Annotated in this window: 23 protein-coding genes and 2 pseudogenes; 16 read left to right on the plus strand and 9 right to left on the minus strand. The window is 57.7% G+C overall.

Annotated features, from left to right (window positions below):
- Positions 1 to 126 precede the first annotated feature (126 nt).
- Positions 127 to 876 carry a LamG domain-containing protein gene (locus H663_RS34705; RefSeq protein WP_053175778.1) on the minus strand — a complete coding sequence of 250 codons (750 nt, stop codon included), beginning with the start codon at positions 874 to 876 and terminating at the stop codon, positions 127 to 129.
- A 348-nt stretch (positions 877 to 1,224) separates the two neighbouring features.
- Between H663_RS34705 and H663_RS41365 the strand changes: the two genes are divergently transcribed.
- Positions 1,225 to 1,524 (plus strand): hypothetical protein, encoded by a 300-nt coding sequence (locus tag H663_RS41365; protein WP_133240035.1) that lies wholly within the window; start codon positions 1,225 to 1,227, stop codon positions 1,522 to 1,524.
- A 337-nt stretch (positions 1,525 to 1,861) separates the two neighbouring features.
- Here H663_RS41365 and H663_RS34710 read toward each other — a convergent pair whose 3' ends face one another.
- Positions 1,862 to 2,740, minus strand: coding sequence for a LysR family transcriptional regulator (locus tag H663_RS34710; protein ID WP_053175783.1), 879 nt, complete (start codon positions 2,738 to 2,740; stop codon positions 1,862 to 1,864).
- Positions 2,707 to 3,012, minus strand: coding sequence for a hypothetical protein (locus H663_RS41370; protein ID WP_133240036.1), 306 nt, complete (start codon positions 3,010 to 3,012; stop codon positions 2,707 to 2,709). Before H663_RS41370 ends, H663_RS34710 begins: the two co-directional genes overlap by 34 nt.
- Here H663_RS41370 and H663_RS34715 point away from each other — a divergent pair.
- Positions 2,989 to 3,338 (plus strand): annotated as a pseudogene (locus tag H663_RS34715) (dihydrolipoyl dehydrogenase); the annotation flags it as partial. The gene H663_RS41370 and the pseudogene H663_RS34715 sit on opposite strands and share 24 nt — an antisense overlap.
- 108 nt (positions 3,339 to 3,446) lie before the next feature.
- A pseudogene (locus H663_RS34720) lies at positions 3,447 to 3,602 on the plus strand (IS91 family transposase); the annotation flags it as partial.
- Positions 3,603 to 6,672: 3,070 nt separating this feature from the next.
- On the opposite strand, the gene H663_RS34725 reads toward H663_RS34720, so the two are convergent.
- Entirely contained in the window at positions 6,673 to 7,368 is a 696-nt protein-coding gene (locus H663_RS34725; RefSeq protein WP_053173826.1) for a pseudouridine synthase, read from the minus strand.
- On the opposite strand from H663_RS34725, the gene yaaA reads away from it, so the two are divergent.
- The 5 genes from yaaA (at position 7,367) to H663_RS34750 (ending at position 10,280) form a co-directional block, all read left to right on the plus strand.
- Positions 7,367 to 8,143, plus strand: coding sequence for a peroxide stress protein YaaA (gene yaaA, locus H663_RS34730; RefSeq protein WP_053173828.1), 777 nt, complete (start codon positions 7,367 to 7,369; stop codon positions 8,141 to 8,143). The genes H663_RS34725 and yaaA overlap by 2 nt on opposite strands.
- Positions 8,140 to 8,985 (plus strand): NADPH-dependent 7-cyano-7-deazaguanine reductase QueF, encoded by an 846-nt coding sequence (gene queF / locus H663_RS34735; RefSeq protein ID WP_053173829.1) that lies wholly within the window; start codon positions 8,140 to 8,142, stop codon positions 8,983 to 8,985. The genes yaaA and queF overlap by 4 nt, the downstream gene beginning before the upstream one ends.
- A gap of 113 nt (positions 8,986 to 9,098) precedes the next feature.
- The gene (locus tag H663_RS34740; RefSeq protein WP_053173831.1) at positions 9,099 to 9,527 is read left to right on the plus strand and encodes a putative toxin-antitoxin system toxin component, PIN family; all 429 of its coding nucleotides are present in this window, start codon (positions 9,099 to 9,101) and stop codon (positions 9,525 to 9,527) included.
- Between the two features lies 1 nt (position 9,528).
- Positions 9,529 to 9,780 (plus strand): YlcI/YnfO family protein, encoded by a 252-nt coding sequence (locus H663_RS34745; protein ID WP_053173833.1) that lies wholly within the window; start codon positions 9,529 to 9,531, stop codon positions 9,778 to 9,780.
- 59 nt (positions 9,781 to 9,839) lie between these two features.
- Positions 9,840 to 10,280: a PACE efflux transporter gene (locus H663_RS34750; RefSeq protein WP_053173836.1), complete on the plus strand. Its 441-nt coding sequence runs from the start codon at positions 9,840 to 9,842 to the stop codon at positions 10,278 to 10,280.
- 39 nt (positions 10,281 to 10,319) lie between these two features.
- Here H663_RS34750 and H663_RS34755 read toward each other — a convergent pair whose 3' ends face one another.
- Both H663_RS34755 and H663_RS34760 read right to left on the minus strand, forming a co-directional pair.
- Positions 10,320 to 10,640 (minus strand): type II toxin-antitoxin system PemK/MazF family toxin, encoded by a 321-nt coding sequence (locus tag H663_RS34755; protein ID WP_053173838.1) that lies wholly within the window; start codon positions 10,638 to 10,640, stop codon positions 10,320 to 10,322.
- Complete coding sequence (locus H663_RS34760) at positions 10,634 to 10,888, minus strand: AbrB/MazE/SpoVT family DNA-binding domain-containing protein (protein WP_053173840.1); 255 nt, start codon at positions 10,886 to 10,888, stop codon at positions 10,634 to 10,636. The genes H663_RS34755 and H663_RS34760 overlap by 7 nt, the downstream gene beginning before the upstream one ends.
- Before the next feature lie 106 nt (positions 10,889 to 10,994).
- Between H663_RS34760 and H663_RS34765 the strand changes: the two genes are divergently transcribed.
- The 5 genes from H663_RS34765 (at position 10,995) to H663_RS34785 (ending at position 16,871) form a co-directional block, all read left to right on the plus strand.
- On the plus strand, positions 10,995 to 13,022 hold the full coding sequence (locus H663_RS34765; RefSeq protein WP_053173841.1) for an AAA domain-containing protein: 2,028 nt from the start codon (positions 10,995 to 10,997) through the stop codon (positions 13,020 to 13,022).
- A gap of 276 nt (positions 13,023 to 13,298) precedes the next feature.
- Positions 13,299 to 14,039: a type IV toxin-antitoxin system AbiEi family antitoxin domain-containing protein gene (locus tag H663_RS34770; protein WP_053173842.1), complete on the plus strand. Its 741-nt coding sequence runs from the start codon at positions 13,299 to 13,301 to the stop codon at positions 14,037 to 14,039.
- Positions 14,036 to 14,956, plus strand: coding sequence for a nucleotidyl transferase AbiEii/AbiGii toxin family protein (locus tag H663_RS34775; protein ID WP_053173843.1), 921 nt, complete (start codon positions 14,036 to 14,038; stop codon positions 14,954 to 14,956). The genes H663_RS34770 and H663_RS34775 overlap by 4 nt, the downstream gene beginning before the upstream one ends.
- 292 nt (positions 14,957 to 15,248) lie before the next feature.
- Entirely contained in the window at positions 15,249 to 16,403 is a 1,155-nt protein-coding gene (locus H663_RS34780) for a tripartite tricarboxylate transporter substrate-binding protein (RefSeq protein ID WP_083451179.1), read from the plus strand.
- 81 nt (positions 16,404 to 16,484) lie between these two features.
- Positions 16,485 to 16,871 (plus strand): YkvA family protein, encoded by a 387-nt coding sequence (locus H663_RS34785; protein WP_053172850.1) that lies wholly within the window; start codon positions 16,485 to 16,487, stop codon positions 16,869 to 16,871.
- Between the two features lie 18 nt (positions 16,872 to 16,889).
- On the opposite strand, the gene H663_RS34790 is transcribed toward H663_RS34785, so the two are convergent.
- Positions 16,890 to 17,528, minus strand: a complete 639-nt coding sequence (locus H663_RS34790) for a MarC family protein (protein ID WP_053173594.1) — start codon at positions 17,526 to 17,528, stop codon at positions 16,890 to 16,892.
- A 171-nt stretch (positions 17,529 to 17,699) separates the two neighbouring features.
- Between H663_RS34790 and sppA the strand changes: the two genes are divergently transcribed.
- Positions 17,700 to 19,502, plus strand: a complete 1,803-nt coding sequence (sppA, locus tag H663_RS34795) for a signal peptide peptidase SppA (protein WP_053172848.1) — start codon at positions 17,700 to 17,702, stop codon at positions 19,500 to 19,502.
- Between the two features lie 22 nt (positions 19,503 to 19,524).
- Here sppA and H663_RS34800 read toward each other — a convergent pair whose 3' ends face one another.
- Together H663_RS34800 and H663_RS34805 are read right to left on the minus strand one after the other, a co-directional pair.
- Positions 19,525 to 19,992, minus strand: coding sequence for a MaoC family dehydratase (locus tag H663_RS34800; protein ID WP_053173592.1), 468 nt, complete (start codon positions 19,990 to 19,992; stop codon positions 19,525 to 19,527).
- Positions 19,992 to 20,738 carry an SDR family oxidoreductase gene (locus H663_RS34805; RefSeq protein ID WP_053172847.1) on the minus strand — a complete coding sequence of 249 codons (747 nt, stop codon included), beginning with the start codon at positions 20,736 to 20,738 and terminating at the stop codon, positions 19,992 to 19,994. Before H663_RS34805 ends, H663_RS34800 begins: the two co-directional genes overlap by 1 nt.
- 77 nt (positions 20,739 to 20,815) lie before the next feature.
- On the opposite strand from H663_RS34805, the gene H663_RS34810 reads away from it, so the two are divergent.
- Complete coding sequence (locus tag H663_RS34810) at positions 20,816 to 21,418, plus strand: 2-hydroxychromene-2-carboxylate isomerase (RefSeq protein ID WP_053172845.1); 603 nt, start codon at positions 20,816 to 20,818, stop codon at positions 21,416 to 21,418.
- A 27-nt stretch (positions 21,419 to 21,445) separates the two neighbouring features.
- Positions 21,446 to 22,135 carry a dienelactone hydrolase family protein gene (locus H663_RS34815; protein ID WP_053172843.1) on the plus strand — a complete coding sequence of 230 codons (690 nt, stop codon included), beginning with the start codon at positions 21,446 to 21,448 and terminating at the stop codon, positions 22,133 to 22,135.
- Positions 22,136 to 22,175: the final 40 nt, after the last annotated feature.

Consider the following 22,175-nt stretch of genomic DNA (forward strand, 5'->3'; position numbering starts at 1 on the left):
GGTTCTTGCGATGGGGGCAGGTCAATCACTGAGATTTTCAACTTCAAGGATCCTCATTGGGTTCCTTTGAGTTTGTTTGCGAGCAGGTGAGTTGAGCAACTCCAGCTTCGTTCTGGGCTGCAAGCCTTACGCTGGTCGAATCCTCAAATTCGAAAAATATCCGGTTGTGCCGTCGTCAACCCACAGTCCGATGCCTCCCGATTTTCCGCCTAAGCGCAGGTCATCCACCGTCAGTATCTCGATGCCATCGACCAACGCACGCAGTTTCTTGCCTGAAATGTCCAGGCGCAGTGTGTGCCAGGTGTTCAGTGCAATCTGTGCACCGGCCTCGTACTTGCCAGGAAAACGGTTGCGCGAGACATCGAAGTGAAAATCCGGATGGGCAATGTATTGCACGGCGCGCACGTTGCGAGGCGCAGGTGGGGGTGGCAAATTCTTGCTGCCATTGGCCATGCGAAGGTATACAGCCTCGAACTCCTTGGCTTGGGCGCCGACATGAAATGCCAAGCCGACAAAGGCGCGCGCGTCAGGGTCGCCTTTGCCGTTGATCACACCAGCCAGATCGACTTCCAAAGAGCCATCGGAAAAACCGGCAGAAAGGGCAGCAAACGTCGCGGCATTCCCGCCGTTGCGTAGGGACCTGGCTTGGGCTTCTGCTGTCAGGTTGACAGCGACGCAGTTGCGGCCGCCAAACTGCGCCGCCGCTACTGTCACGTCCGAGGGAACCAAATCGAGAGCTGTGCCCAAGGTGGATTGCCAGTCACCTTTTCCTGCCAGCAGCTTGGTTGTGACCAATCCACCCGCAGACACGACACATGCCTGGCTGAGCAGGCGCAATGCGTCGCGTCGGTTGAAGTCTTTGTGGGGGTTTTTCATATGGGTTGTTCCAGAAAATGCTTTTGGTTGAGGTGTTGGCAGTTTTGTCGGGCTCAACTTTGCCCACTTTCCTAGGTTCAACAGTCTTCTGGATTTGAACCAGAAGCGTCAACAATCTACTTGCTAAGGTCCAGTGGGTCCTTGGGCTTGTCAACACTTTGGCTGTGAACGGCCCAGCAAGTTGCCTTATGGGACCCGAGGCTTAGGAGCAAGGCCTACATACCAAAGGAGTCCGTTTTTTGATTCACAGTTGACCTGAGTTTAATGTCGAAAAATTAGATAAAGCATGCATTCAACGCACTTGTGACATGCGCAAAACTCGATGCCCTGGACTTGGTTTTGTGCTGGATGACCCTGCTACACCATTTGCTGCAGCACCCGACGGGTCGCAGCACCAGCGCTGACTTGTTTGTCACACCGTCCGCATTCAGCTGGCACTGGGCTGGATATGAGAAGTGTTCGGTGAACCCGTGCGGGTACCGTAAAGAGTGGCCAGCCACTGCGATCAATGCACGCGTCATCCTCAGCGTGGGCTACACCGCCCCCATGCGGCTGGCTGCCAAAAGCAGCCTATGGATTCGGCCCTGTGAAGTTTTCAATGCCCAAAGAACTTGTAGGTCGGTGGTCGAAGACCCCGACGCTGGTTGAACAGACACCCCTGCTTGTTTCATCCAGCAGTGCCCGAACAAGCAAACGTCGGACTCTGCGAGTGCCGACCTACGAGAGGACATGTTTCACGCATTTCAAACTTCAGCGTTCCAGATCAATGGATTCGCCCCTGTGAAGTTTTCAATGCCCAAAGAACTTGTAGGTCGGCGGTCGAAGACCCCGACGCTGGTTGAACAGACACCCCTGCTTGTTTCATGAAGCAGTGCCCGAACAAGCAAACGTCGGACTCTGCGAGTGCCGACCTACGAGAGGACATGTTTCACGCATTTCAAACTTCAGCGTGCCAGATCAATAAGTTGATGGTGAATCAAGGGTGTTAGATGGCCGCAATACAGCCTCTGAGCCATTGCAAACCTGGGTCCTTGTCAGTTTGGGTGTGCCAGTACATGGCCACTTCAAAATCAGGGATGGGGATCACCGGTTCCACCACAGACATATGGTCTGGCAATTGCATGCCTTTGATCAACCGGGCAGGTGCGTTGAAGGCCAACTGCGCCGCGCAGGCCAATTCAATGGCGCTTGCAAAACTGCGCGCCCTGCAGGCGATATGGCGTGGATGTGCGTTGAGCTGTGCGTCCACAAGGTTGGTCTCGGCTTCTTCGGTTGCCAGCACCACATGATGCAAGTTCAGATAGCGGCTGCGTGTCAGTGGCAGCGCTGACTTGGGGACAAGTGTCATGAAAGATTCGCGTAACAAAATCCGGCGCTTGGCCCAGGGGTAGTTGCCGTCAGGTGATAGCAAAGCCAGTTCCGCCACCTGGTTTTCCAGTGAGCCCACGCCCAGATCACCACCATTGAGCAAGTGCAGTCTTACGCCCGGCGCGCTCCAGCGCAGTTGCCGCATCAGGGGGGCCAAAAGCACCGTGATTTCATAGTCGGTGCAGGCAATACGAAATGCACGTTGGCTTTTGTGTGGGTCGAAAACCCTTGGGCTACTGAGTTGGCTGATGCGCTGCAAGATCTCATCGAGATCCGGCATCAGCGCCAGTGCCCGGGTTGTCGGTACCAGTGCTCGGCCCACCGGTGTGAGCAAAGGGTCACCCAAGGCCTGCCGCAAGCGGCTCAGTGCACGGCTCATGGCCGATGGGGTCACGCCACAAGCTGCTGCTGCCGCAGCCACTTGGCTGTGTTTGAGCAGCATCTGCAGGGCAATCAGCAGGTTCAGGTCCAGACCCGTAGATTCGATTTTGCGCATTTTAGGATTGCGTTGTGTGCATCAATAATTGTATCTATCAGAATTAAACGCACTTTGCCGAAATCATTTTTGATGCTTGTGATGAAGCCTGTTTTGTTCACCTGGATTGCTGTCTCCAGCTCAATCGTGATGACGACACCACGGCATGTGCAAATCAATTCCACCGAAGACAACCACAAGCACTTGGTTGATTTTTTGATTTTGCTTTCACCCAAAGGAAAGCTACCGAAGCGGCCTGTGGGGGCTGAACCTGGACCGAAGCCAAATCGCAAGGCTTCAAGGTGAAAAAGGGCTTGTTCCCTTGGGCCGCTTCAGACGGCGCCATTGCCAACTGCCGCTACGAAGGCGTGACCCAACTGCTGTTTGACGATTCACCTGAGGTGCATACGAACGGGGGCCACGGCAAAATTCTCGGCGGCGCAATGGTGGGCACGCGGGCGACATGCTTGGCGAGATTGCACTGGCCATCGAAATGGGCGCAGACGCCGTCGACATCGGCAAAACCATCCACCCACCCCCCACGCTGGGCGAAAGTATTGGCATGGCGATGGAAGTGGCGCACGGGTCATGCAACGATTTGCCGCCTGCGAAGAAGTAAGTCGGACTGAAACTCAAAACTCAATGCCCGATCCGGCACCGGATAGGGCATTGAGTTTTGGTTGCTCGAATAAGCGCCGCAGCAATGCTGTGCATTGGTACAAAATTCATATCGACTCCATCCAAGCCCATGCGCTATAACGCACGCCACTGCGAGCGCACGCTGCTGTATCAAACGTTGGCCGAGCACTACGAAACATGGCTGGTGTTTGCTTGCGCGGTCCAGTTCGACGGGCAAGTCGACCACTACAGCCCCAAGCCCTATCGATTCGGCCCTGTGAAGTTTTCAACGCCCAAAGATCTTGTAGGTCGGCGGTCGAAGACCCCGACGCTGGTTGAACAGACACCCCTGCTTGTTTCATGATGCAGTGCCCGAGCAAGCAAACGTCGGACTCTGCGAGTGCCGACCTGCGAGACGATATTTCTCACGCATTTCAAACTTCAGCGTGCCAGATCCATCGATTCGGCCCTGTGAAGTTTTCAATGCCCAAAGAACTTGTAGGTCGGCGGTCGAAGACCCCGACGCTGGTTGAACAGACACCCCTGCTTGTTTCATGCAGCAGTGCCCGAACAAGCAAACGTCGGACTCTGCGAGTGCCGACCTACGAGAGGACATGTTTCACGCATTTCAAACTTCAGCGTGCCAGATCAATCGATTCGGCCCTGTGAAGTTGTCAATGCGCAAAGATGTTGCAGGTCGGCGGTCGAAGACCCCGAGGCTGGTTGAACAGACACCCATGCTTGTTTCATGAAGCATTGCCCGAGCAAGCAAACGTCGGACTCTGCGAGTGCCGACCTACGAGAGGATATGTTTCACGCATTTCAAACTTCAGCGTGCCAGATCAATGGATTCGCCCCTGTGAAGTTTTCAATGCCCAAAGATCTTGTAGGTCGGCGGTCGAAGACCCCGACGCTGGTTGAACAGACACCCCTGCTTGTTTCATGAAGCAGTGCCCGAACAAGCAGTCGTCTGACTCTGCGAGTGCCGACCTGCGAGAGGACATGTTTCACGCATTTCAAACTTCAGCGTGCCAGATCAATGGATTCGCCCCTGTGAAGTTTTCAATGCCCAACGAACTTGTAGGTCGGCGGTCGAAGACCCCGACGCTGGTTGAACAGACATCCCTGCTTGGTTCATGCAGCAGTGCCCGAACAAGCATACGTCGGACTCTGCGAGTGCCGACCTGCGAGAGGACATGTTTCACGCATTTCAAACTTCAGCGTGCTAGATCAATGGATTCGGCCCTGTGAAGTTTTCAATGCCCAAAGAACTTGTAGGTCGGTGGTCGAAGACCCCGACGCTGGTTGAACAGACACCCCTGCTTGTTTCATCCAGCAGTGCCCGAACAAGCAAACGTCGGACTCTGCGAGTGCCGACCTACGAGAGGACATGTTTCACGCATTTCAAACTTCAGCGTTCCAGATCAATGGATTCGCCCCTGTGAAGTTTTCAATGCCCAAAGAACTTGTAGGTCGGTGGTCGAAGACCCCGACGCTGGTTGAACAGACACCCCTGCTTGTTTCATCCAGCAGTGCCCGAACAAGCAAACGTCGGACTCTGCGAGTGCCGACCTACGAGAGGACATGTTTCACGCATTTCAAACTTCAGCGTTCCAGATCAATGGATTCGCCCCTGTGAAGTTTTCAATGCCCAAAGAACTTGTAGGTCGGCGGTCGAAGACCCCGACGCTGGTTGAACAGACACCCCTGCTTGTTTCATGCAGCAGTGCCCGAACAAGCAAACGTCGGACTCTTCGAGTGCCGACCTACGAGAGGACATGTTTCACGCATTTCAAACTTCAGCCTGCCAGATCCATCGATTCGGCCCTGTGAAGTTTGCAATGCCCAAAGAACTTGTAGGTCGGCGGTCGAAGACCCCGACGCTGGTTGAACAGACACCCCTGCTTGTTTCATGAAGCAGTGCCCGAACAAGCAGTCGTCTGACTCTGCGAGTGCCGACCTGCGAGAGGACATGTTTCACGCATTTCAAACTTCAGCGTGCCGGATCCATCGATTCGGCCCAGTGAAGTTTTCAATGCCCAAAGAACTTGTAGGTCGGCGGTCGAAGACCCCGACGCTGGTTGAACAGACACCCCTGCTTGTTTCATGCAGCAGTGCCCGAACAAGCAAACGTCGGACTCTTCGAGTGCCGACCTACGAGAGGACATGTTTCACGCATTTCAAACTTCAGCCTGCCAGATCCATCGATTCGGCCCTGTGAAGTTTGCAATGCCCAAAGATCTTGTAGGTCGGCGGTCGAAGACCCCGACGCTGGTTGAACAGACACCCCTGCTTGTTTCATGAGGCAGTGCCCGAACAAGCAAACGTCGGACTCTGCGTGTGCCGACCTACGAGAGGACATGTTTCACGCATTTCAAACTTCAGCGTGCCAGATTAATGGATTCGCCCCTGTGAAGTTTTCAACGCCCAAAGAACTTGTAGGTCGGCGGTCGAAGACCCCGACGCTGGTTGAACAGACACCCCTGCTTGTTTCATGAGGCAGTGCCCGAACAAGCAAACGTCGGACTCTGCGTGTGCCGACCTACGAGAGGACATGTTTCACGCATTTCAAACTTCAGCGTGCCAGATTAATGGATTCGCCCCTGTGAAGTTTTCAACGCCCAAAGAACTTGTAGGTCGGCGGTCGAAGACCCCGACGCTGGTTGAACAGACATCCCTGCTTGTTTCATGCAGCAGTGCCCGAACAAGCAAACGACGGACTCTGCGAGTGCCGACCTGCGAGAGGACATGTTTCACGCATTTCAAACTTCAGCGTGCCGGATCAATCGATTCGGCCCTGTGAAGTTTGCAATGCCCAAAGATCTTGTAGGTCGGCGGTCGAAGACCCCGACGCTGGTTGAACAGACACCCCTGCTTGTTTCATGAGGCAGTGCCCGAACAAGCAAACGTCGGACTCTGCGAGTGCTGACCTGCGAGAGGACATGTTTCACGCATTTCAAACTTCAGCGTGCCAGATCAATGGATTCGCCCCTGTGAAGTTTTCAACGCCCAAAGAACTTGTAGGTCGGCGGTCGAAGACCCCGACGCTGGTTGAACAGACATCCCTGCTTGTTTCATGCAGCAGTGCCCGAGCAAGCAAACGTCGGACTCTGCGAGTGCCGACCTGCGAGAGGACATGTTTCACGCATTTCAAACTTCAGCGTGCCGGATCAATACAAAACGCAGTTGACCGCATTGACTCCGCTACGCACCCGATGGCACAGCCCTGGGCGGCACTGGCCGTCTTTGCAGGGGTGCAGCCTGCGGCCTCCTCGCGCCTGGCCATTGCCCCCAAGGACAGCACCCTCGGGCGCGTTCAACTGCGTTTTCTAGGTTTAAGAGAAAACGTCCCACAGCCCCCATTCGTTGGGCAACGGCGACACCAAACGCAGCAGCTGCCCGCTGACCGGGTGGAGCAGTTCCAGGCTTTGTGCATGCAACCACAGGCGCTGCAGCCCGATCAAATCTGCCACGGCCCTGTTGAGTGGACCTTTGCCGTGTGTGGCGTCACCAATGATGGGGTGAGCGATGTGTTTCATGTGGCGGCGCAACTGGTGGCGGCGGCCGGTCAAGGGCTGCAGTTGCACCTCGGCCCAGCGCAGGCTTGGAAATTCACCTTGCGCAATGGGCAGCTCACCCCGTTTCAAGGTGGCATAGCGTGTCTGGGCGGGCTGGATTTCTTCGCGTTCGCTGCGCATATCGTCCGGCATGCGCTTCAAGGGGTGGTCGATCAAACCCTCTGGCAAGGGCCAACCCCGCACGATGGCCCGGTAAGTCTTGTGCAGACCCTCGCCCTTTTCAAAGGCCTGCCCCAGCGTGCGGGCTACCTCGGCGCTCAGCGCAAACACCAGCACGCCGCTGGTGCCTTTGTCCAGGCGGTGCACCGGCCATACATGTTGCCCGATCTGGTCGCGCAGGGTTTGCAGCACAAAGCGGGTTTCGCCCTTGTCCAGCGGGGTGCGATGCACCAGCCAGCCCGTGGGCTTGTTCACGATGGCGAGATAATCGTCCAGGTAAAGGATGTCGAGCATGTTGTTCTTATTGTCACCCGCCAAATCTCTGGACTACGAAACCCCCGCAGCGGGCGTGCCCCACACGCTGCCGCAGTTCGTGCCGCAATCGCAGGCCCTCATTGAGGTGCTGCGCCAAATGTCGCCCCAGCAAATCGCCGAGTTGATGGACTTGTCAGACGCGCTGTCGGCCCTGAATGTGGCCCGCTACGAAGCCTGGACGCCTAAGTTCACCGCCAAGAACGCCAAACAAGCCGTGCTGGCCTTCAATGGCGACGTTTACGAGGGCCTGGACGCCAAAACCCTGTCCGCGCAAGACCTGGACTGGGCGCAAACCCATGTGGGCATTTTGAGTGGCTTGTATGGCGTGTTGCGCCCGCTGGACTGGATGCAGCCCTACCGCCTGGAAATGGGCACCACGCTGCAAACCGACAAGGGCAGCAACCTGTATAAATTTTGGGGGCCGCAAATTGCTGAGTACCTGAACGCCCAGCTGGCCAAAGACAAAACCCCCGTCATCGTCAACCTGGCCTCGCAAGAGTATTTCAAGTCGGTGGACCGCAAAACCCTCAAGGCCCGCGTCATCGAATGCGTGTTCGAAGACTTCAAGGGCGGCAAATACAAAATCATCAGCTTCAACGCCAAGCGGGCGCGGGGCTTGATGGCACGGTTCGCCATCCAAAACAAAGTCACCCACCCCGAAGGTCTGCTGGGTTTTGACCTGGAAGGCTATGCCTACGACCCGCAAGTGTCCGAGCCTGACCGTTTGGTGTTCCGTCGCAAGGTGCAGGCATGAACACTCCTGAACAATCGCAACTGGGCAAGTCCAGCGCCTATGTAGACCAGTACGACGCCAGCCTGCTGTTCCCCATTCCCCGCGCCACCAAACGCGCTGAAATCGGCGTCACCGGGCAACCCGTGTTTTTTGGGGCCGACTTGTGGACCGCGTTTGAGCTGTCCTGGCTCAACACCAAGGGCAAGCCGCAGGTGGCGCTGGCGCACATCACGGTGCCTGCTGAGAGCACCCACATCGTGGAGAGCAAGTCCTTCAAGCTGTATCTGAACAGCTTCAACAACACGCGGCTGGAAAGCGCCGACGTGGTGCGCGACATGATCCGTCGCGACATCAGCGCCGCCATCTGGCACGGCGGCACCATGCAGGCCAGCGTGGGCGTGAAGCTGCTGCTGCAAGAGCAATTTGACGCCGAGCCTGTGCACGAGCTCGACGGCCTGAACCTGGACCGCATGGACATCGAATGCAGCCGCTACCAGCCCGCGCCCGACTTGCTCAGCGCCACCGCCGATGAGGCACCGGTCACCGAAACCCTGGTCAGCCACTTGCTCAAAAGCAATTGCCTGGTCACAGGCCAGCCCGACTGGGGCAGCGTGCAAATCACTTACAGCGGCCCGCAAATCGACCAAGCGGGTCTGCTGCAATACATCGTGAGCTTTCGCAACCACAACGAGTTTCATGAGCAATGCGTCGAGCGCATCTTCATGGACATCTGGACGCGCTGCAAACCCACCAAGCTCACGGTGTACGCCCGCTACACCCGCCGCGGCGGGTTGGACATCAACCCTTGGCGCACCAGCGCACCGGGCGCATTGCCGCCCAATGTGCGCACGGCTCGGCAGTGAGCTGGGTAGTTTGGGTTAGCCATTTAGCGACGACAGCCTGTCAGCATCAAGCGGTGCGAGAAGGGTTGGAGACACTTGAACCATTGAGCGTTCGGTGATATATTGCCAGCAATATGAATTATGTCCTTGACACCAATGTGCTAAAAGCCGCAGTGCGCAGCCCTTCAGGTGCATCGGCTGAAATTTTGCGACGCGTGCTACTGAGGCAAGTGGGCGCTCTGTGCAGCGTGCCTTTGTTCATGGAGTACGAAGCTGTTTTGTTGCGCCCTGAACATTTGGCGGCAGCGGGTGCGCATGCGGATCAAGTGATCAACTTGCTCGATGCGTTGGCTGGCGTGGTCATTCGGGTGGAGATTCAGTTTTTGTGGCGTCCGCAATTGCGTGACCCTAACGATGATTTGGTGTTGGAGTTGGCCGTGAATGGCCAAGGCGTTGGCGATTCGGTGGCCATCGTCACGTCCAATCAAAAAGATTTTTGGCCACAAGCGAGCAAGTTTGGCATCGGTGTCATGACACCACGGCAATTTTTTCAAGGAGCCTGATATGGGAACCCAAAGTAATTACGCCCTGCGTTTGCCGCTGTCACTGAAGGCAGGGGCAGAGCAACTAGCCCGTGAAGACGGCACAACCTTGAACCAATTCATCGTGAGTGCCGTGGCTGAAAAGCTCTCAGCCATGAAAACAGCCGACTACTTTGCCCAACGTGCCAAACGCGGCGATGTGAATGCCGCGCTGGCATTCTTGAGCCGTCAAGGCGGGCAAGCGCCTGAAGAGCAGGACGTGTTGCCCTCTTGAGGCCTGCAACACAACACCGTGCCGTCCGCCTCACCGCACTGTTCACCCCGTTCCCCAAGATGACACCCACCACCCGCCGCGTTCTCCAGGCCCTTTTGTACGAGGCCATTGCCATCGCCGTGGTCGGGCCCGTGTTGAGCGTGGCTTTTGACAAGTCGCCCGCCTCCACCTTGGGCTTGGCGGTGGTTTTGTCGAGCATTGCCTTGACGTGGAATTACGCCTTCAACTGGTTCTTTGAGCGCTGGGAGTCGCGCCAATCCGTGCGTGGCCGTTCCTTTGTCAGGCGGCTTGCCCACGGGGCGGGTTTTGAGGGCGGCTTGGTCATCATTCTTTTGCCCGTCATGTCGCTGTGGTTGGACATTTCGCTCACCGCTGCCTTGGTGGCCAACTTGGGTTTGCTGGCGTTCTTTTTCTTCTATGCCATCGCGTTCACCTGGTGCTTCGACCGGGTATTTGGGTTGCCCGCTTCGGCTCAAGCGGGCGATGGCGATCGGGTCTGAGGGCGCGGCAGTGAAGCAGGCCGCAAGGGCTTTCCCTTTTTACGCCGCGAATACTTCTTGCAGTGTGGTCAGCGCGGCACTCAAGGTCTTGGCAGACACAGCGCCCAGACGCTTGACCAAACGCACCTTGTCAACCGTCCGGAGCTGATCCAACACGATCAAACCCTTGGTGCCCGCATGGGTGACAGGCACCCGGAACGGCGCGGCAAAACCCTTTGATGTCATGGGCGCCACCATCACGGTTCGCAGGTTGTCATTCAACTCTGCCGGTGACATCACAACGCAGGGCCGCGACTTTTTGATTTCGCTGCCCACGGTCGGGTCCAGGTTCACCAGCCAAATGTCGCCGCGCTTCACCAGCCCAACTCCTCGTCGTCCAAGTTGCCGAACTCACCCATCAAAAGCGCATCACCACCTTTGGCGGACACGGCTGCAGCAGCCGCTGCCCAGCCAGCACGTACGGACTTGGCAGGCTTTCGCAAGACGATGGAGCCGTTTTCCACTTCGATGGTGGCTGTGGCCTGTCCGTCCAGCCCGACTTGGGCCAGAAACGGCTTAGGCAACACCACGCCCTTGCTGTTGCCGATGTTCCGAATGGCAATTTCCATGATAATCCTCCAGTTGCAACAATGTTAATCCATGCGAAGTGGATGGGCAAGACCCAATGTTGTAACAATGTGACCACATCATTGTGACGAAAAAGTCCCTGCACCTTTGGCCGACCAAGACCCCACCCCCACCGCCCCTTGCGCTGCTGCACATGATGTTCAACACGAGTTGCGCCATGTGCGTGCCCTCATGCACCTTGAGCAACAAGAAGACCAAGCGCAGTTCAAGCTCAAAAACGCCAGTGCCAGCATCAAAGAGCGCCGTCGGCGTGGCCTGACTTGGTACCCCGTCACCATCACCCAAGAAGACATTGGGTTTGGGGGCAAGGTGGTGCTGGAGCTGGAGCGCCCGGCGCATCGGCAAGACCTGCACTTGTTTCAGGTGGGGGCGGCTGCGGCGCTGTTCAGCAGCGCGCCCGGCTACTCGGGGCCAGACCGGCCCGTGGTGAGCGGCGTGGTCACCCGCGTGCGGCGCAACAAGCTGCTGTTGGCCACCACCAAAGAAGCGCTGCCCGACTGGGTGCGGGACGGCAGCAGCCTCAACGGCAGCACGCTGGGCATTGACCTGACGTTTGACGAGGTCAGCTACCGCGAGATGAACCAGGCCCTGAGCGCGGTCATGACTGCCCACGGCAACCGCTTGGCCGAACTGCGCGACGTGCTGCTGGGCGCACAGCCCGCCCGCTTTCGCGAGCCCCAAGCCGACGACCTGTATTACCCCAGTGCGCTCAACGACTCGCAGCTGGCGGCGGTGCGCCATGTGGTCACGGCGCTAGACGTGGCCATCATCCACGGCCCGCCCGGCACGGGCAAAACCACCACGCTGGTGCAGGCCATTTTGGAAACCATCCGGCGCGAGCGGCGCGTGCTGGTGTGCGCCCCCTCCAATACCGCCGTGGACCTGCTGACCGAAAAGCTGGCCGAGCGCGGTGTGAACGTGATCCGCCTGGGCAACCCCAGCCGCGTGTCGGACTTGTTGCTCAAGCACACGCTCGACGCCGGGGTGATGGCCCACGCCAGCTACGCCAAGATGCACGCGATGCGCCAAACGGCCGAGCAGCACCGCGAGACGGCCAGCGAACGCGTTCGCAACTTTGGTTTTGAAGAGCGACAGCGCCGCCAATGGCTGAAGGATGAAGCGCGCACGCTGCGCCAAGCCGCCGACGATTTGGAGCGCTTCATGACCGAAGACGTGCTCGAATCGGTGCAAGTCATCACCTGCACGCTGGTGGGCGCCAGCCACCGCCACATTCGCCACCTGGGCTTTGAGACCGTCTTCATCGACGAAGCCGCCCAGGCCCTGGAGCCGGCTTGCTGGATTCCGATTGCCAAGGGCCAGCGCCTGGTGTTGGCGGGCGACCACCACCAGCTGCCGCCCACCGTGAAAAGCGAAAAAGCCGCCCGCGAAGGCCTGCGTGAAACCCTGTTTGAAAAGTGCATCCAGCGCCAACCCAACACGGCCCGCATGCTGAAGGTGCAATACCGCATGCACGCGCACATCATGGGCTTCAGCTCCGAGAAGTTTTATGGCGGCCAGCTGGTGCCGCACGCCAGCGTGCGCCATGCCGACTTGGCCGCGTATGACCCGCGCTTTGATGACCCGAGTTTTGCACCCGACCTGCCCGTGGAGTTCATCGACACGGCAGGCTGCGGCTATGAAGAACTGGCCATCCCCGAAAGCCGTTCAACAGCCAACCCCGAAGAAGCCCACTTGCTGCTGGAGCGGCTGGCGCAACTGCTCACGCTGGGCGAACCAACTGCACCAGATCAGCGCCCGCTGACCATTGGCGTGATCGCGCCGTACCGCGCCCAAATCAACTATTTAAAAGACGCCATCGAAGACAGCGCCGTGCTGAACGACTTGCTGCTGCAACGCAGGCTCAGCGTGGGCACAGTCGATTCGTTTCAGGGCCAAGAGCGCGACATCATTGCCATCACCCTGACACGCAGCAACCCTCAAGGCGAGATCGGCTTCCTGTCCGACATCCGCCGCATGAACGTGGGCATGACCCGCGCACGGCGCAAGCTGCTGCTGGTGGGCGATTCGTCCACGCTTTGCAGGCATCCGTTTTTTGGGGAGTTGTTGGCCTATGTGAAGGGGGTGGGGGGCTACCGCACGGCTTGGGCTGTTTAAACCAGCTTTGGCCAGTTGATTTGTACTTTGCGGTTGTTGGCCAAGCAGTCGCGCAAATACAAGTCTTGCTTGGGTTCCATTCAAACTGAAAATGTGACCAAGTTGGGAAAGGCCAGTGGGAAACCAGACAGACAGGCTGATTGAAGTCAGACTTGACATCAGATGTTTGAAATAATTGAAGAAATTCACTTCCAATGCTTTTTTCAGAAATATTTCAAACAAATGCCCTGTAGACCTCTTGCCTCTGTTTGAAATATTTGAGATAGTTCACTTTAAATGAGAGTTTCTAAAAATATTTCAATCAAAGAGCTTCTGGGCAAACTCGAATGGGACACGCCATACAGTTCCCGTGAGCTGCAGATGCTGGGCTTGGCTTCGACGGCTGCGGCCCGTTTGGCCCAGGCAGGCTGGCTCAAAAGATTGGGACGCGGCGTGTACCAAGTGCCCAACGGTAAATTGGACATGAACAAAACATTGGCGCACCTGTCGCTTGAAGTTCCGCAATTGCATGTTGGCGGGAAAACCGCTTTGGCATGGCGCGGAACACGCCACAACCTTGCACATCAGGAGCGCTTGAACTTATGGGGCCACAAAGCGGCACGGCTACCCGCATGGGTCACAGAACTGTTCAACGCCAACTACCAGTCAACCCGGATTTTTGACGACGCACTGCCCAAAGGGTTCGGTCTGGCACCCCTTCCCGCAGGACACCCCAAAGTGATGGTTTCTGTTCCCGAGAGAGCGTTGCTGGAACTCTTCAGCGACACGGGCAAGCTCCAGTCTCTGGAAGAAACCTTGAACGTCGCTGAAAGCGTTCGGCACCTGCGCCCAGAAGTCCTGGACACATTGCTGACCCACACCACCCGCGTCAAGGTGGTGCGACTGGCCAAGGCCTTGGCCGAAAGCCTTGATTTACCTTGGCTTGAGATTGCCAAAAAACACAACGAACGGCTCGGGAGTGCAAGCCGCTGGGTTGCTGTGACCAGGGACAAGAAAATTCTTTACCTCAAAAAATGAACCCCATCTACGTACAAACGGTCAACCTGCTGCTGGACATTGCACCCACCGTCTTCCAAACCCCGCGATTTGCGATGAAGGGGGGAACAGCACTGAACTTGTTCGTTCAGGACTTGCCACGACTGTCAGTGGATATCGACGTCGTCTTCATCAAGCACCAAGCCGACAGAGACAACGCACTGAAAGAAATCGCCCAAGAGCTCCAGCGCATTGAAGCAGCGATTGCTGTCATGGGTTATGAAACCCGAACCAGGAAAGTGCATGGGGGTGACGAAGTGAAGCTTGACATCTTCAGCGCAGAAGCTGAAGTCAAGGTTGAAGTGAATTTTGTTTTTCGGGGAACCGTGCTACCGATAGAGACACGTTCGCTGTCAGAAAAAACACAAGCCCTGTTCTCCAAAAATATCCAAGTTTCCGTGCTCTCCCCCTCTGAACTCTATGGCAGCAAACTGGTCGCAGCGATGGACAGACAGCATCCACGTGATTTTTTCGACGTTCTCAAGATGTACGAAAGCCATGGCTTAACGCAAGAAATTTTGGACTGCTTTGTGGCCTATTTGGCGGGGCACAACAGACCCGTGCACGAGGTCTTGTTTACCAACCCGCAACCGATGGAAGCGACATTTAAGAACGAATTTGTGGGAATGACTTCAGACCCCATCCACTTGGATGATCTGCTCCAAACCCAAAAACGACTGATGACCGAACTACCACGGGCGCTCACGCAAAACCACAGAAATTTCCTTCTATCGCTACTGGAAAGCAAACCGGACTGGTCGCTCCTGCCGTTCAAGCATTTGCAAGAATTGCCTGCCATCCAATGGAAACTGCAGAATTTGAACCATCTGAAGTTAAAAAACCCTGCGAAATTCCAGCTTCAACGCGAAGCGCTTGATGAGCGATTCAAACGGCAATAGCCTTTTCTCGATCCACGATTGTGGATAGCCCTTTGCCTATTGATCCGGCACGCTGAAGTTTGAAATGCGTGAGACATGTCATCTCGTAGGTCGGCACTCGCAGAGTCCGACGTTATTGGTTTCGGCACAGGCCCATGTCGGGGTCTTCGACCACCGACCTACAACAGTTTTGAGCATTGAAAACTTCAGCGTGCCGAATCCATCGTTCTGACTTGCTCGGAGTGTGGGATTCGCCTGTTTGCAGGCCCATTTCGGGCCGCACAGCCGCCTTGTTGGGGCCTGCCTGAATGTCATGAGATACCGCGCCGTTCCAAATTACAGAATAATTGAGTTCTTTGGAATTCATTCATTCAAAAAAATCAGTGCAGCAATGATCAGGCTTCAACGGCCGATGGTCATACGCAAGCTGCCAGGCTCAATCGGGAGAGACGGAATGCTGCGGCGTGATTTTGTTCAAAAACTGGCAGCCTTGGGCCTAGGCTGCAGCATGGGGGCACCTGCCCTGACCAGGGGGGCAAACAGCCCAATCCATGACCTGGAGGGGATTGAACTGGTCGTGCCTTTTGGTGCCAATGGCATCACCAGTCAGGTGGCCCGGTACTTCCAAGTGGCGCTGTCCAACATGACCGGTTTGCCTGTCCAGGTGGCACACCAGCACGGGTATACCGGCATGAAGGCGGTGGAGTATGCCGAGCGTCACAGCCGTCCACAGCGCCCCAGTCTATTGGTCGCAGGGGCGGTCGTCAGTACGGCGGGGGTGGTGGCCAGCCCGATGCACAACGTGAGAGCGGTCGATCAGTTCCGGTATGTGGCGTCTCTTTACCGTGATGATCCTGTCTTGATTGCGCGTCAAGAAACAGTCGCAACGCTGGATGACTTGAAGCGTGTGCCACTGGCCAGTCGAAAGTGCGGAATTTCGGGGATGGGCGCTGCTGGGCATTTGTTTTCGGAAATGATTTCCCGATTGGCGCAGCCATTGGGTACCTATAGGGTCACGCAGGGCGATGCCAATGCGATTGAGCGCGTGTTGAGTGGTGAACTGACGACGGCGATGGTGGACAAAGGCTCGTGTCATCGATATCTGGACCAAGGCCTGAGTTTTCTCGTCAACATTGGCGATGGGCCGGTGATGAACCACAGAAACCAAGCGGTCGTCACCCTCACGGAGTTGCTGGGGCACAGACTCAAGGGCTCATTTTCTTACTACTCATGGGATGCCGTTTTGGCGCCAACCAATGTGCCGACGCCATTGATTGAGTCCTTGGCATTGGATTTTCAAAAAATCATGGCCATGCCGGAATACCGCGCATTCAGAAGGGGCCGTGGTTTGGCTGAGTTGAATCTGTCGGAGCGGGATTTTTCGCGATTCGTCGCTCAGCAGAGAAAAGTGTGGGAGCAGGCGGTCGAGTTTTTCAACATCAACGCGGAAGAAGCCTTTAGCGGGTGAGCCAGTTCAAAAAAAGTACGGACGTCCAAGCAAAGTCATTGAACCGAGAGGTCTGATATCTGGGCCTTGTAAGCTCCGGACATGCTGACTTCTCTCAAAAACTGGGCACGCCGCATCAAGCGCGATGGCGTGATGCTGTGGTTTGCGTGCCGTGACCCACGCACACCGTGGTGGCTCAAGGCGCTGGCTTTTTTGGTGGTGGCTTATGCGCTCAGCCCGATTGATCTGGTGCCCGATTTCATACCGGTGCTGGGCTTTGTGGACGATGTGATCTTGCTGCCTGTGTTGATCTGGTTCATCGTGCGCCACTTACCCGAGCACATCGCCAGCGATTGCCGTCAGCAGGCCGATGACTGGATGAGCGAGCGAGGGGGCAAACCGGTCAGCCGGGCGGGCATCGTACTGGTCTTGCTGGTGTGGGCTGTCGTGGCCTGGCTTTTGTGGCTTGGGTTATGGAGCACTCATTGATGCAGTAACACTGATCGTTCAAACGCCCCGCGCCAGCACCGGAAACAACTTATGCAGCCCGTCGGTCATCACTTCGACGGCCAGCGCGGCCAAAATCAAACCCATCAGGCGGGTCATGACGTTGATGCCTGTTTTACCCAATACGCGGGCAATCGGGGTGGCCAATGAAAAGCACAGCGCTGTGGCCAGGGCGATGACCACGCCGTAGCCCACCAGGGTGCCAAGCTGGAACATGGTTTTGGCTTTTTCGGCATAGATCACCACGGTGGACATGGTCGCCGGGCCGGTCAGCAGCGGGATGGTCAGTGGCACCACGGCGATGCTGGCACCCACAGCGGCTTTGGCTTCGGCGTCGTGCACTTCGTCAGCGTTGGCGCGGGCTTCGGCCGGTTGGGCGTTGAGCATCGACAAGGCCGATGTGAGCAGCAGCAAGCCGCCGCCGACCTGGAAGCTGGCCAACGAGATGCCAAAGAACTCCAGAATCTGCAGGCCCAGCAAGGCGCTGATCGCAATCACAATGAATGCGGTCAGGGCAGACACCAGGATCGTGCGCTGGCGCTGGGCACGGCTGAAGCCTTGGGTGTAGTGAATGAAAAACGGGACGATGGCCAAGGGGTTGACGATGGCCAGCAGGGTGATGAGTGGTTTGAAGTCCATGCGCTGCATTGTGCCGCGAGTTGACTGGATTGACGCCTTGCAGACCGACAGTAAGATGGATTGAGACTTCATGCAAAGGCTTTCCAAGTGTTTTCATCTGTAGGCAACTTTTTTCAAACGCTGCGTCGAAAGACTTTGAAGGTCTCCGATTGGCTCATCCAGGGTTTCCGAATGGGCTTGGTTTTGCTTGTCCTGGCCTACGGCATGGGCATGGTTTGGTTCCTTTACTTGGCGGATCGGGTCGCCATTGCAGACCACACCGTGTTGGTGCTGGACCTCAAAGGTGCCTTGGTGGAAGAGTCGGCAGGCGGCTTGCGTGACAAGGTTTTGGGCGAGTTGCAGGGCGAGTCGACAGATTCCGTGCGCTTGCGTGATCTGCAGAGGGCACTCGCATTGGCGGCGAAAGACCCACGCATTGACCGGGTGCTGTTGAAGCTCGATGGCTTCAAGGGTGGGGGCATGGCCTCCTTGCGTGAAGCAGCGGGTGCCATTGAAATGTTCAAGACTTCCGGCAAGCCGGTCATGGCGTGGTCTGCCGCTTATGACCAACGCCAGTATTACTTGGCAGCCCATGCCAGTCAGGTGGCTGTGCATCCCATGGGAACGGTTTTCATTGAAGGTTTTGGACGCCAACGCAACTACTACAAAGAGGCGCTGGACAAGCTGGGCATCGAGGCGAACCTGATCCGTGTGGGGCAATACAAGTCTGCGGGCGAGCCGTTCGTTCTCAGCCAACCTTCTGCGCAGGCATTGAAGGCTGAGGCGCATGTGTATGACGCTTTGTGGAAGCTTTACACACAGGGCATTGAGCAAGCCCGCAAGCTGCCGCCCGGCAGTGTGGTGCAACACATCGACAGCTTGCCCGGTGCATTGCAGGCTGTTCAGGGGAATGCGGGCCAGCTGGTCAAGGACTGGAAGTGGGTGGACCAGTTGCAGACTTTCGAATCCTTGCGCCAAACGCTGATGGACACGGTGGGCAAGGACGAGGACGGCAAGACGTTCCGGCAAGTCGGTTTCAAGGAGTATCTGCGAACGCAATACAAACCGGTCAAAGGCGAGCACATCGCGGTCATCGTGGCCCAAGGAGAGATTGGCAATGGCCGGGCACCGGCTGGCAAGATTGGCGGGCTGTCCACCTCCGATTTGATTCGCACAGCCACCGAAGATGAAGATGTCAAGGCCATCGTTTTGCGCGTCAACTCACCTGGCGGCAGCGCCTTTGCCTCTGAATTGATTCGCGACCAATTGCGCATGGCGCGTGACAAGGGCAAGCCGGTGCTGGTGTCCATGGGCGACGTGGCCGCTTCGGGCGGTTACTGGATCGCCATGTCGGCTGACCAGGTGTGGGCCGATGCGTCCACCATCACCGGCTCCATTGGCGTGTTTGCCATGCTGCCCACCGGGGAGGGCTTGATGCGCAAGCTGGGTGTGAACACCGGTGGCTACCGCACCACTTGGCTGGCCGGTGCCTACGATCCGCGCAAGGCACTGGACCCGCGCGTACAGGCTTTGGTGCAGTCAAGCGTTGAGCATATTTATGCCGATTTCATTGGCAAAGCGGCGCAAGCGCGCAAGCTGGACGTGGCCCAAGTGGACGCGTTGGCGCAAGGTCGCATTTGGACGGGCGCACAGGCGCAGGCGCATGGTTTGGTGGACCGCGTGGGCAGCTTCAATGACGCGGTGGAGGCCGCCCGTGAACTCGTTGGCAAGTCGGCTGGCGCGAACTCGCCTTTACCGATTCGGTATTGGGGCCCCCAAGTTTCGAAACTGCAAAGCTGGGTTCAGCGGTATTGGGTGCAAGCGGCAGCACACCTTGGCTGGAATGTGGGGCCGTCAGAATTCGCGCCGATCACGGGCTTGCCTGGAGCGGTGAATGCTGCGGTGGCCGAAGATTTCATTTGGCTCAAAGCCCTCCTGGATCAGGCACAACCCTTTGCGGCGGCTGCGCATTGCCTGTGTCAAATCACGCCCTGAACAAACTGATCGCCCTGAGCGATCAAGGCGTTTGGGCAGGATGCCTGCGACGGAACATGCCCCAGCCTTCCATGTGCAGGACTTTGTGGCCGTGCTGGTTGAACATTTCCCACAGGTTGCGCGACAGGCCCACATCAGGCCGCTTGCTCATGGGCTTGGTTTCGAGCACCGTGGACTGCAGGCGCAAGGTGTCGCCGGGCAGCACGGGCTTGAGCCATTTGATGCCTTCCAGGCCGGGGGAGCCCAAGCTCGACGAATAATTCAGAAAGTTGGTCACCATCAGCCGCATGGCCATGGCGCAGGTGTGCCAGCCACTGGCCGACAGAGCGCCAAACACCGAGGCCTTGCCTGCCTCATCGTCGAGGTGAAAGGGTTGAGGGTCGAACTGGTTGGCAAAGGCGATGATCTCTTCACGTGTGGGCGTGATGGTGCCCAGATCGCGCACCTGGCCTGCTTGCATGTCTTCCCAGTAATATTTGAACTCGGCCATCATCGACCTCCCGAAACGTCCAGAAAACTCATGGTGGTGTAGCTGGCGGCATCGGAAAGCAACCAAACGATGGCCTGGGCCACTTCTTGGGGCGTGCCGCCGCGCTGTGCCGGCACCAGGTGTTGCAGGTCTTTCACACGGTTGGGCAGTCCGCCCGAGGCGTGGATGTCGGTGTCGATCAGGCCGGGGCGTACGGCGTTCACGCGCACGCCTTCAGCTGCCACCTCTTTGGCCAGACCCAAGGTGAAGGCGTCAATCGCCCCTTTGGCCGAGGCGTAGTCCACGTACTGGCTGGGTGAGCCCAAACGCGACGCGGCACTCGACACGTTGACGATGCTGCCGCCTTCGCCGCCGTGACGCGTGCTCATGCGGCGCACGGCTTCTCGGGCGCAGACCATGGAGCCGATCACGTTGATGTCGAACATGCGTTTGAATCGGGCAACACTCATCTCGTCTACCCGCGCGGCGACATCGACCACGCCCGCGTTGTTGACCAGACCGTGCAGTGGCCCTAATTTGGCGTCGATGTGCTCGTACATGCGCATGACCTGCGCTTCATCGGCCACATCGGCCTGCACCGCGATGGCGTTGCCGCCCGTGTTGCGGATCTGGCGCACCACCTCGTCAGCGGCAAGCGAGTTGGCGGTGTAATTCACCGCCACGGTCCAGCCTTGCGCTGCCGCCAACAAGGCGGTGGCGGCACCAATGCCCCGACTGCCGCCGGTGACCAAAAGCACTTTGTTCATCCAATGTCTCCAGCACGATTTCAATTCTGCGGACACAATCCGCGCTGCGAACATTACACAACAAGCATGGAGACGACATGGGTCACACAGTGGACTATTACTTTGCCCCCCAAAGCCCTTGGGCTTACCTGGGGCACCAGCGGCTGACTGAAATTGTGGCGTGGGCCGGCGCTGCAGTGCGGGTGATGCCGATTGACCTGGGCGGCAAGGTGTTCCCGATTTCGGGTGGATTGCCTTTGGGCCAGCGGGCACCGCAGCGCCAGGCGTACCGGCTGGTGGAGTTGCAGCGTTTCAGCGAGCACCTGAATGCGCCGCTCAACCTCAAGCCGAAGTATTTCCCAGTGGGCGGCGACGATGCGGCCAGGCTCATCATCGCCGCAGACTTGGCGCAAGGCCCAGCTGCTGCCATGCAGGTGGCGGGTGCCGTGCTGGCTGCGTGTTGGGCGCAAGAGCGCAACATCGCCGATGACAATGTGCTGGCCGGATTGCTGGCCGAGTTGGGTCTGCCTGCCGCCTTGCTGGCGCAATCGCACAGCCAGGCCGTGCAAGAGCGTTATGAAAGCTACACCCAGTCGGCCATCGATGCGGGGGTGTTTGGCGCGCCCAGCTATGTGGTGGATGGCGAGATTTTCTGGGGGCAGGACCGGCTGGACTTTGTCGAACGGGCCCTGAACCGTTGATGTGTTGAACCGAACCAAGGAATGACTATGGGAACGATGATTGAACTCAAGGCCGCTGACGGCACGGTGGTGCCTGCGTATGAGGCCCGACCTGTCGGCACACCCAAGGGGGCAGTGCTGGTGATCCAGGAAATTTTTGGCGTCAACAGCCACATCCGCAACGTGGCGGACGGTTATGCGGCCGAGGGCTACCTGGCCTTGGCACCTGCGACCTTTCACCGCATCAAGCCCGGTGTGGAGCTGGGATATACGGAGGCCGACATGGGGGAAGGCTTTGGCTACAAGACGGCTGTCGAGGCTCTACCAGCGCCGGGCGTGATGCAGGACATCCAGGCCGCCATCGCGCACGCGGCCACACTCAGTGGTGGCAAGGTGGGCATTGTGGGTTATTGCTGGGGCGGCTTGCTGACCTGGCGCTCGGCCTGCATGCTCACAGGGCTGAGTGCTGCCGTGCCCTACTACGGCGGTGGCGTGACCACCCCGCAAGAGAGCGCACGCCAAACCCGGGTGCCCGTGCTGGCGCACTTTGCCGAAGAAGACAGCTGGATTCCGATGGATACGGTGGAGGCCTTTCAAAAGGCACATCCGGAAGTCGAGGTGCACACCTATGCGGCGCACCACGGCTTCAACTGTGACCAACGCGGTGCCTGGCATGCCCCATCGGCCCAGCTGGCCCGTGAGCGCACGCTGGCGTTTTTTGCCAAGCACCTGGGCTGAATCTCTGTCGTGGGCGCCAGCGCTGCTGGCGAATGGCCCG

The sequence above is a fragment of the Limnohabitans planktonicus II-D5 genome (assembly GCF_001270065.2).
Lineage (GTDB): Bacteria > Pseudomonadota > Gammaproteobacteria > Burkholderiales > Burkholderiaceae_C > Limnohabitans_A > Limnohabitans_A planktonicus.

Bases quoted from the DNA above. Each gene is read 5' to 3' on its own strand.
- yaaA (WP_053173828.1), top strand. From the start codon at position 7,367: ATGTTGTTCTTATTGTCACCCGCCAAATCTCTGGACTACGAAACCCCC.
- H663_RS34800 (WP_053173592.1), bottom strand. From the start codon at position 19,992: ATGGCCGAGTTCAAATATTACTGGGAAGACATGCAAGCAGGCCAGGTG.
- H663_RS34725 (WP_053173826.1), bottom strand. From the start codon at position 7,368: ATGCTCGACATCCTTTACCTGGACGATTATCTCGCCATCGTGAACAAG.
- H663_RS34750 (WP_053173836.1), top strand. From the start codon at position 9,840: ATGACACCCACCACCCGCCGCGTTCTCCAGGCCCTTTTGTACGAGGCC.
- queF (WP_053173829.1), top strand. From the start codon at position 8,140: ATGAACACTCCTGAACAATCGCAACTGGGCAAGTCCAGCGCCTATGTA.
- H663_RS34710 (WP_053175783.1), bottom strand. From the start codon at position 2,740: ATGCGCAAAATCGAATCTACGGGTCTGGACCTGAACCTGCTGATTGCC.
- H663_RS34780 (WP_083451179.1), top strand. From the start codon at position 15,249: ATGAGATACCGCGCCGTTCCAAATTACAGAATAATTGAGTTCTTTGGA.
- H663_RS34810 (WP_053172845.1), top strand. From the start codon at position 20,816: ATGGGTCACACAGTGGACTATTACTTTGCCCCCCAAAGCCCTTGGGCT.
- H663_RS34740 (WP_053173831.1), top strand. From the start codon at position 9,099: ATGAATTATGTCCTTGACACCAATGTGCTAAAAGCCGCAGTGCGCAGC.
- H663_RS34775 (WP_053173843.1), top strand. From the start codon at position 14,036: ATGAACCCCATCTACGTACAAACGGTCAACCTGCTGCTGGACATTGCA.
- H663_RS34815 (WP_053172843.1), top strand. From the start codon at position 21,446: ATGGGAACGATGATTGAACTCAAGGCCGCTGACGGCACGGTGGTGCCT.
- H663_RS34805 (WP_053172847.1), bottom strand. From the start codon at position 20,738: ATGAACAAAGTGCTTTTGGTCACCGGCGGCAGTCGGGGCATTGGTGCC.
- H663_RS34760 (WP_053173840.1), bottom strand. From the start codon at position 10,888: ATGGAAATTGCCATTCGGAACATCGGCAACAGCAAGGGCGTGGTGTTG.
- H663_RS34790 (WP_053173594.1), bottom strand. From the start codon at position 17,528: ATGGACTTCAAACCACTCATCACCCTGCTGGCCATCGTCAACCCCTTG.
- H663_RS34745 (WP_053173833.1), top strand. From the start codon at position 9,529: ATGGGAACCCAAAGTAATTACGCCCTGCGTTTGCCGCTGTCACTGAAG.
- H663_RS34770 (WP_053173842.1), top strand. From the start codon at position 13,299: ATGAGAGTTTCTAAAAATATTTCAATCAAAGAGCTTCTGGGCAAACTC.
- sppA (WP_053172848.1), top strand. From the start codon at position 17,700: ATGGGCTTGGTTTTGCTTGTCCTGGCCTACGGCATGGGCATGGTTTGG.
- H663_RS34705 (WP_053175778.1), bottom strand. From the start codon at position 876: ATGAAAAACCCCCACAAAGACTTCAACCGACGCGACGCATTGCGCCTG.
- H663_RS41365 (WP_133240035.1), top strand. From the start codon at position 1,225: ATGACCCTGCTACACCATTTGCTGCAGCACCCGACGGGTCGCAGCACC.
- H663_RS34785 (WP_053172850.1), top strand. From the start codon at position 16,485: ATGCTGACTTCTCTCAAAAACTGGGCACGCCGCATCAAGCGCGATGGC.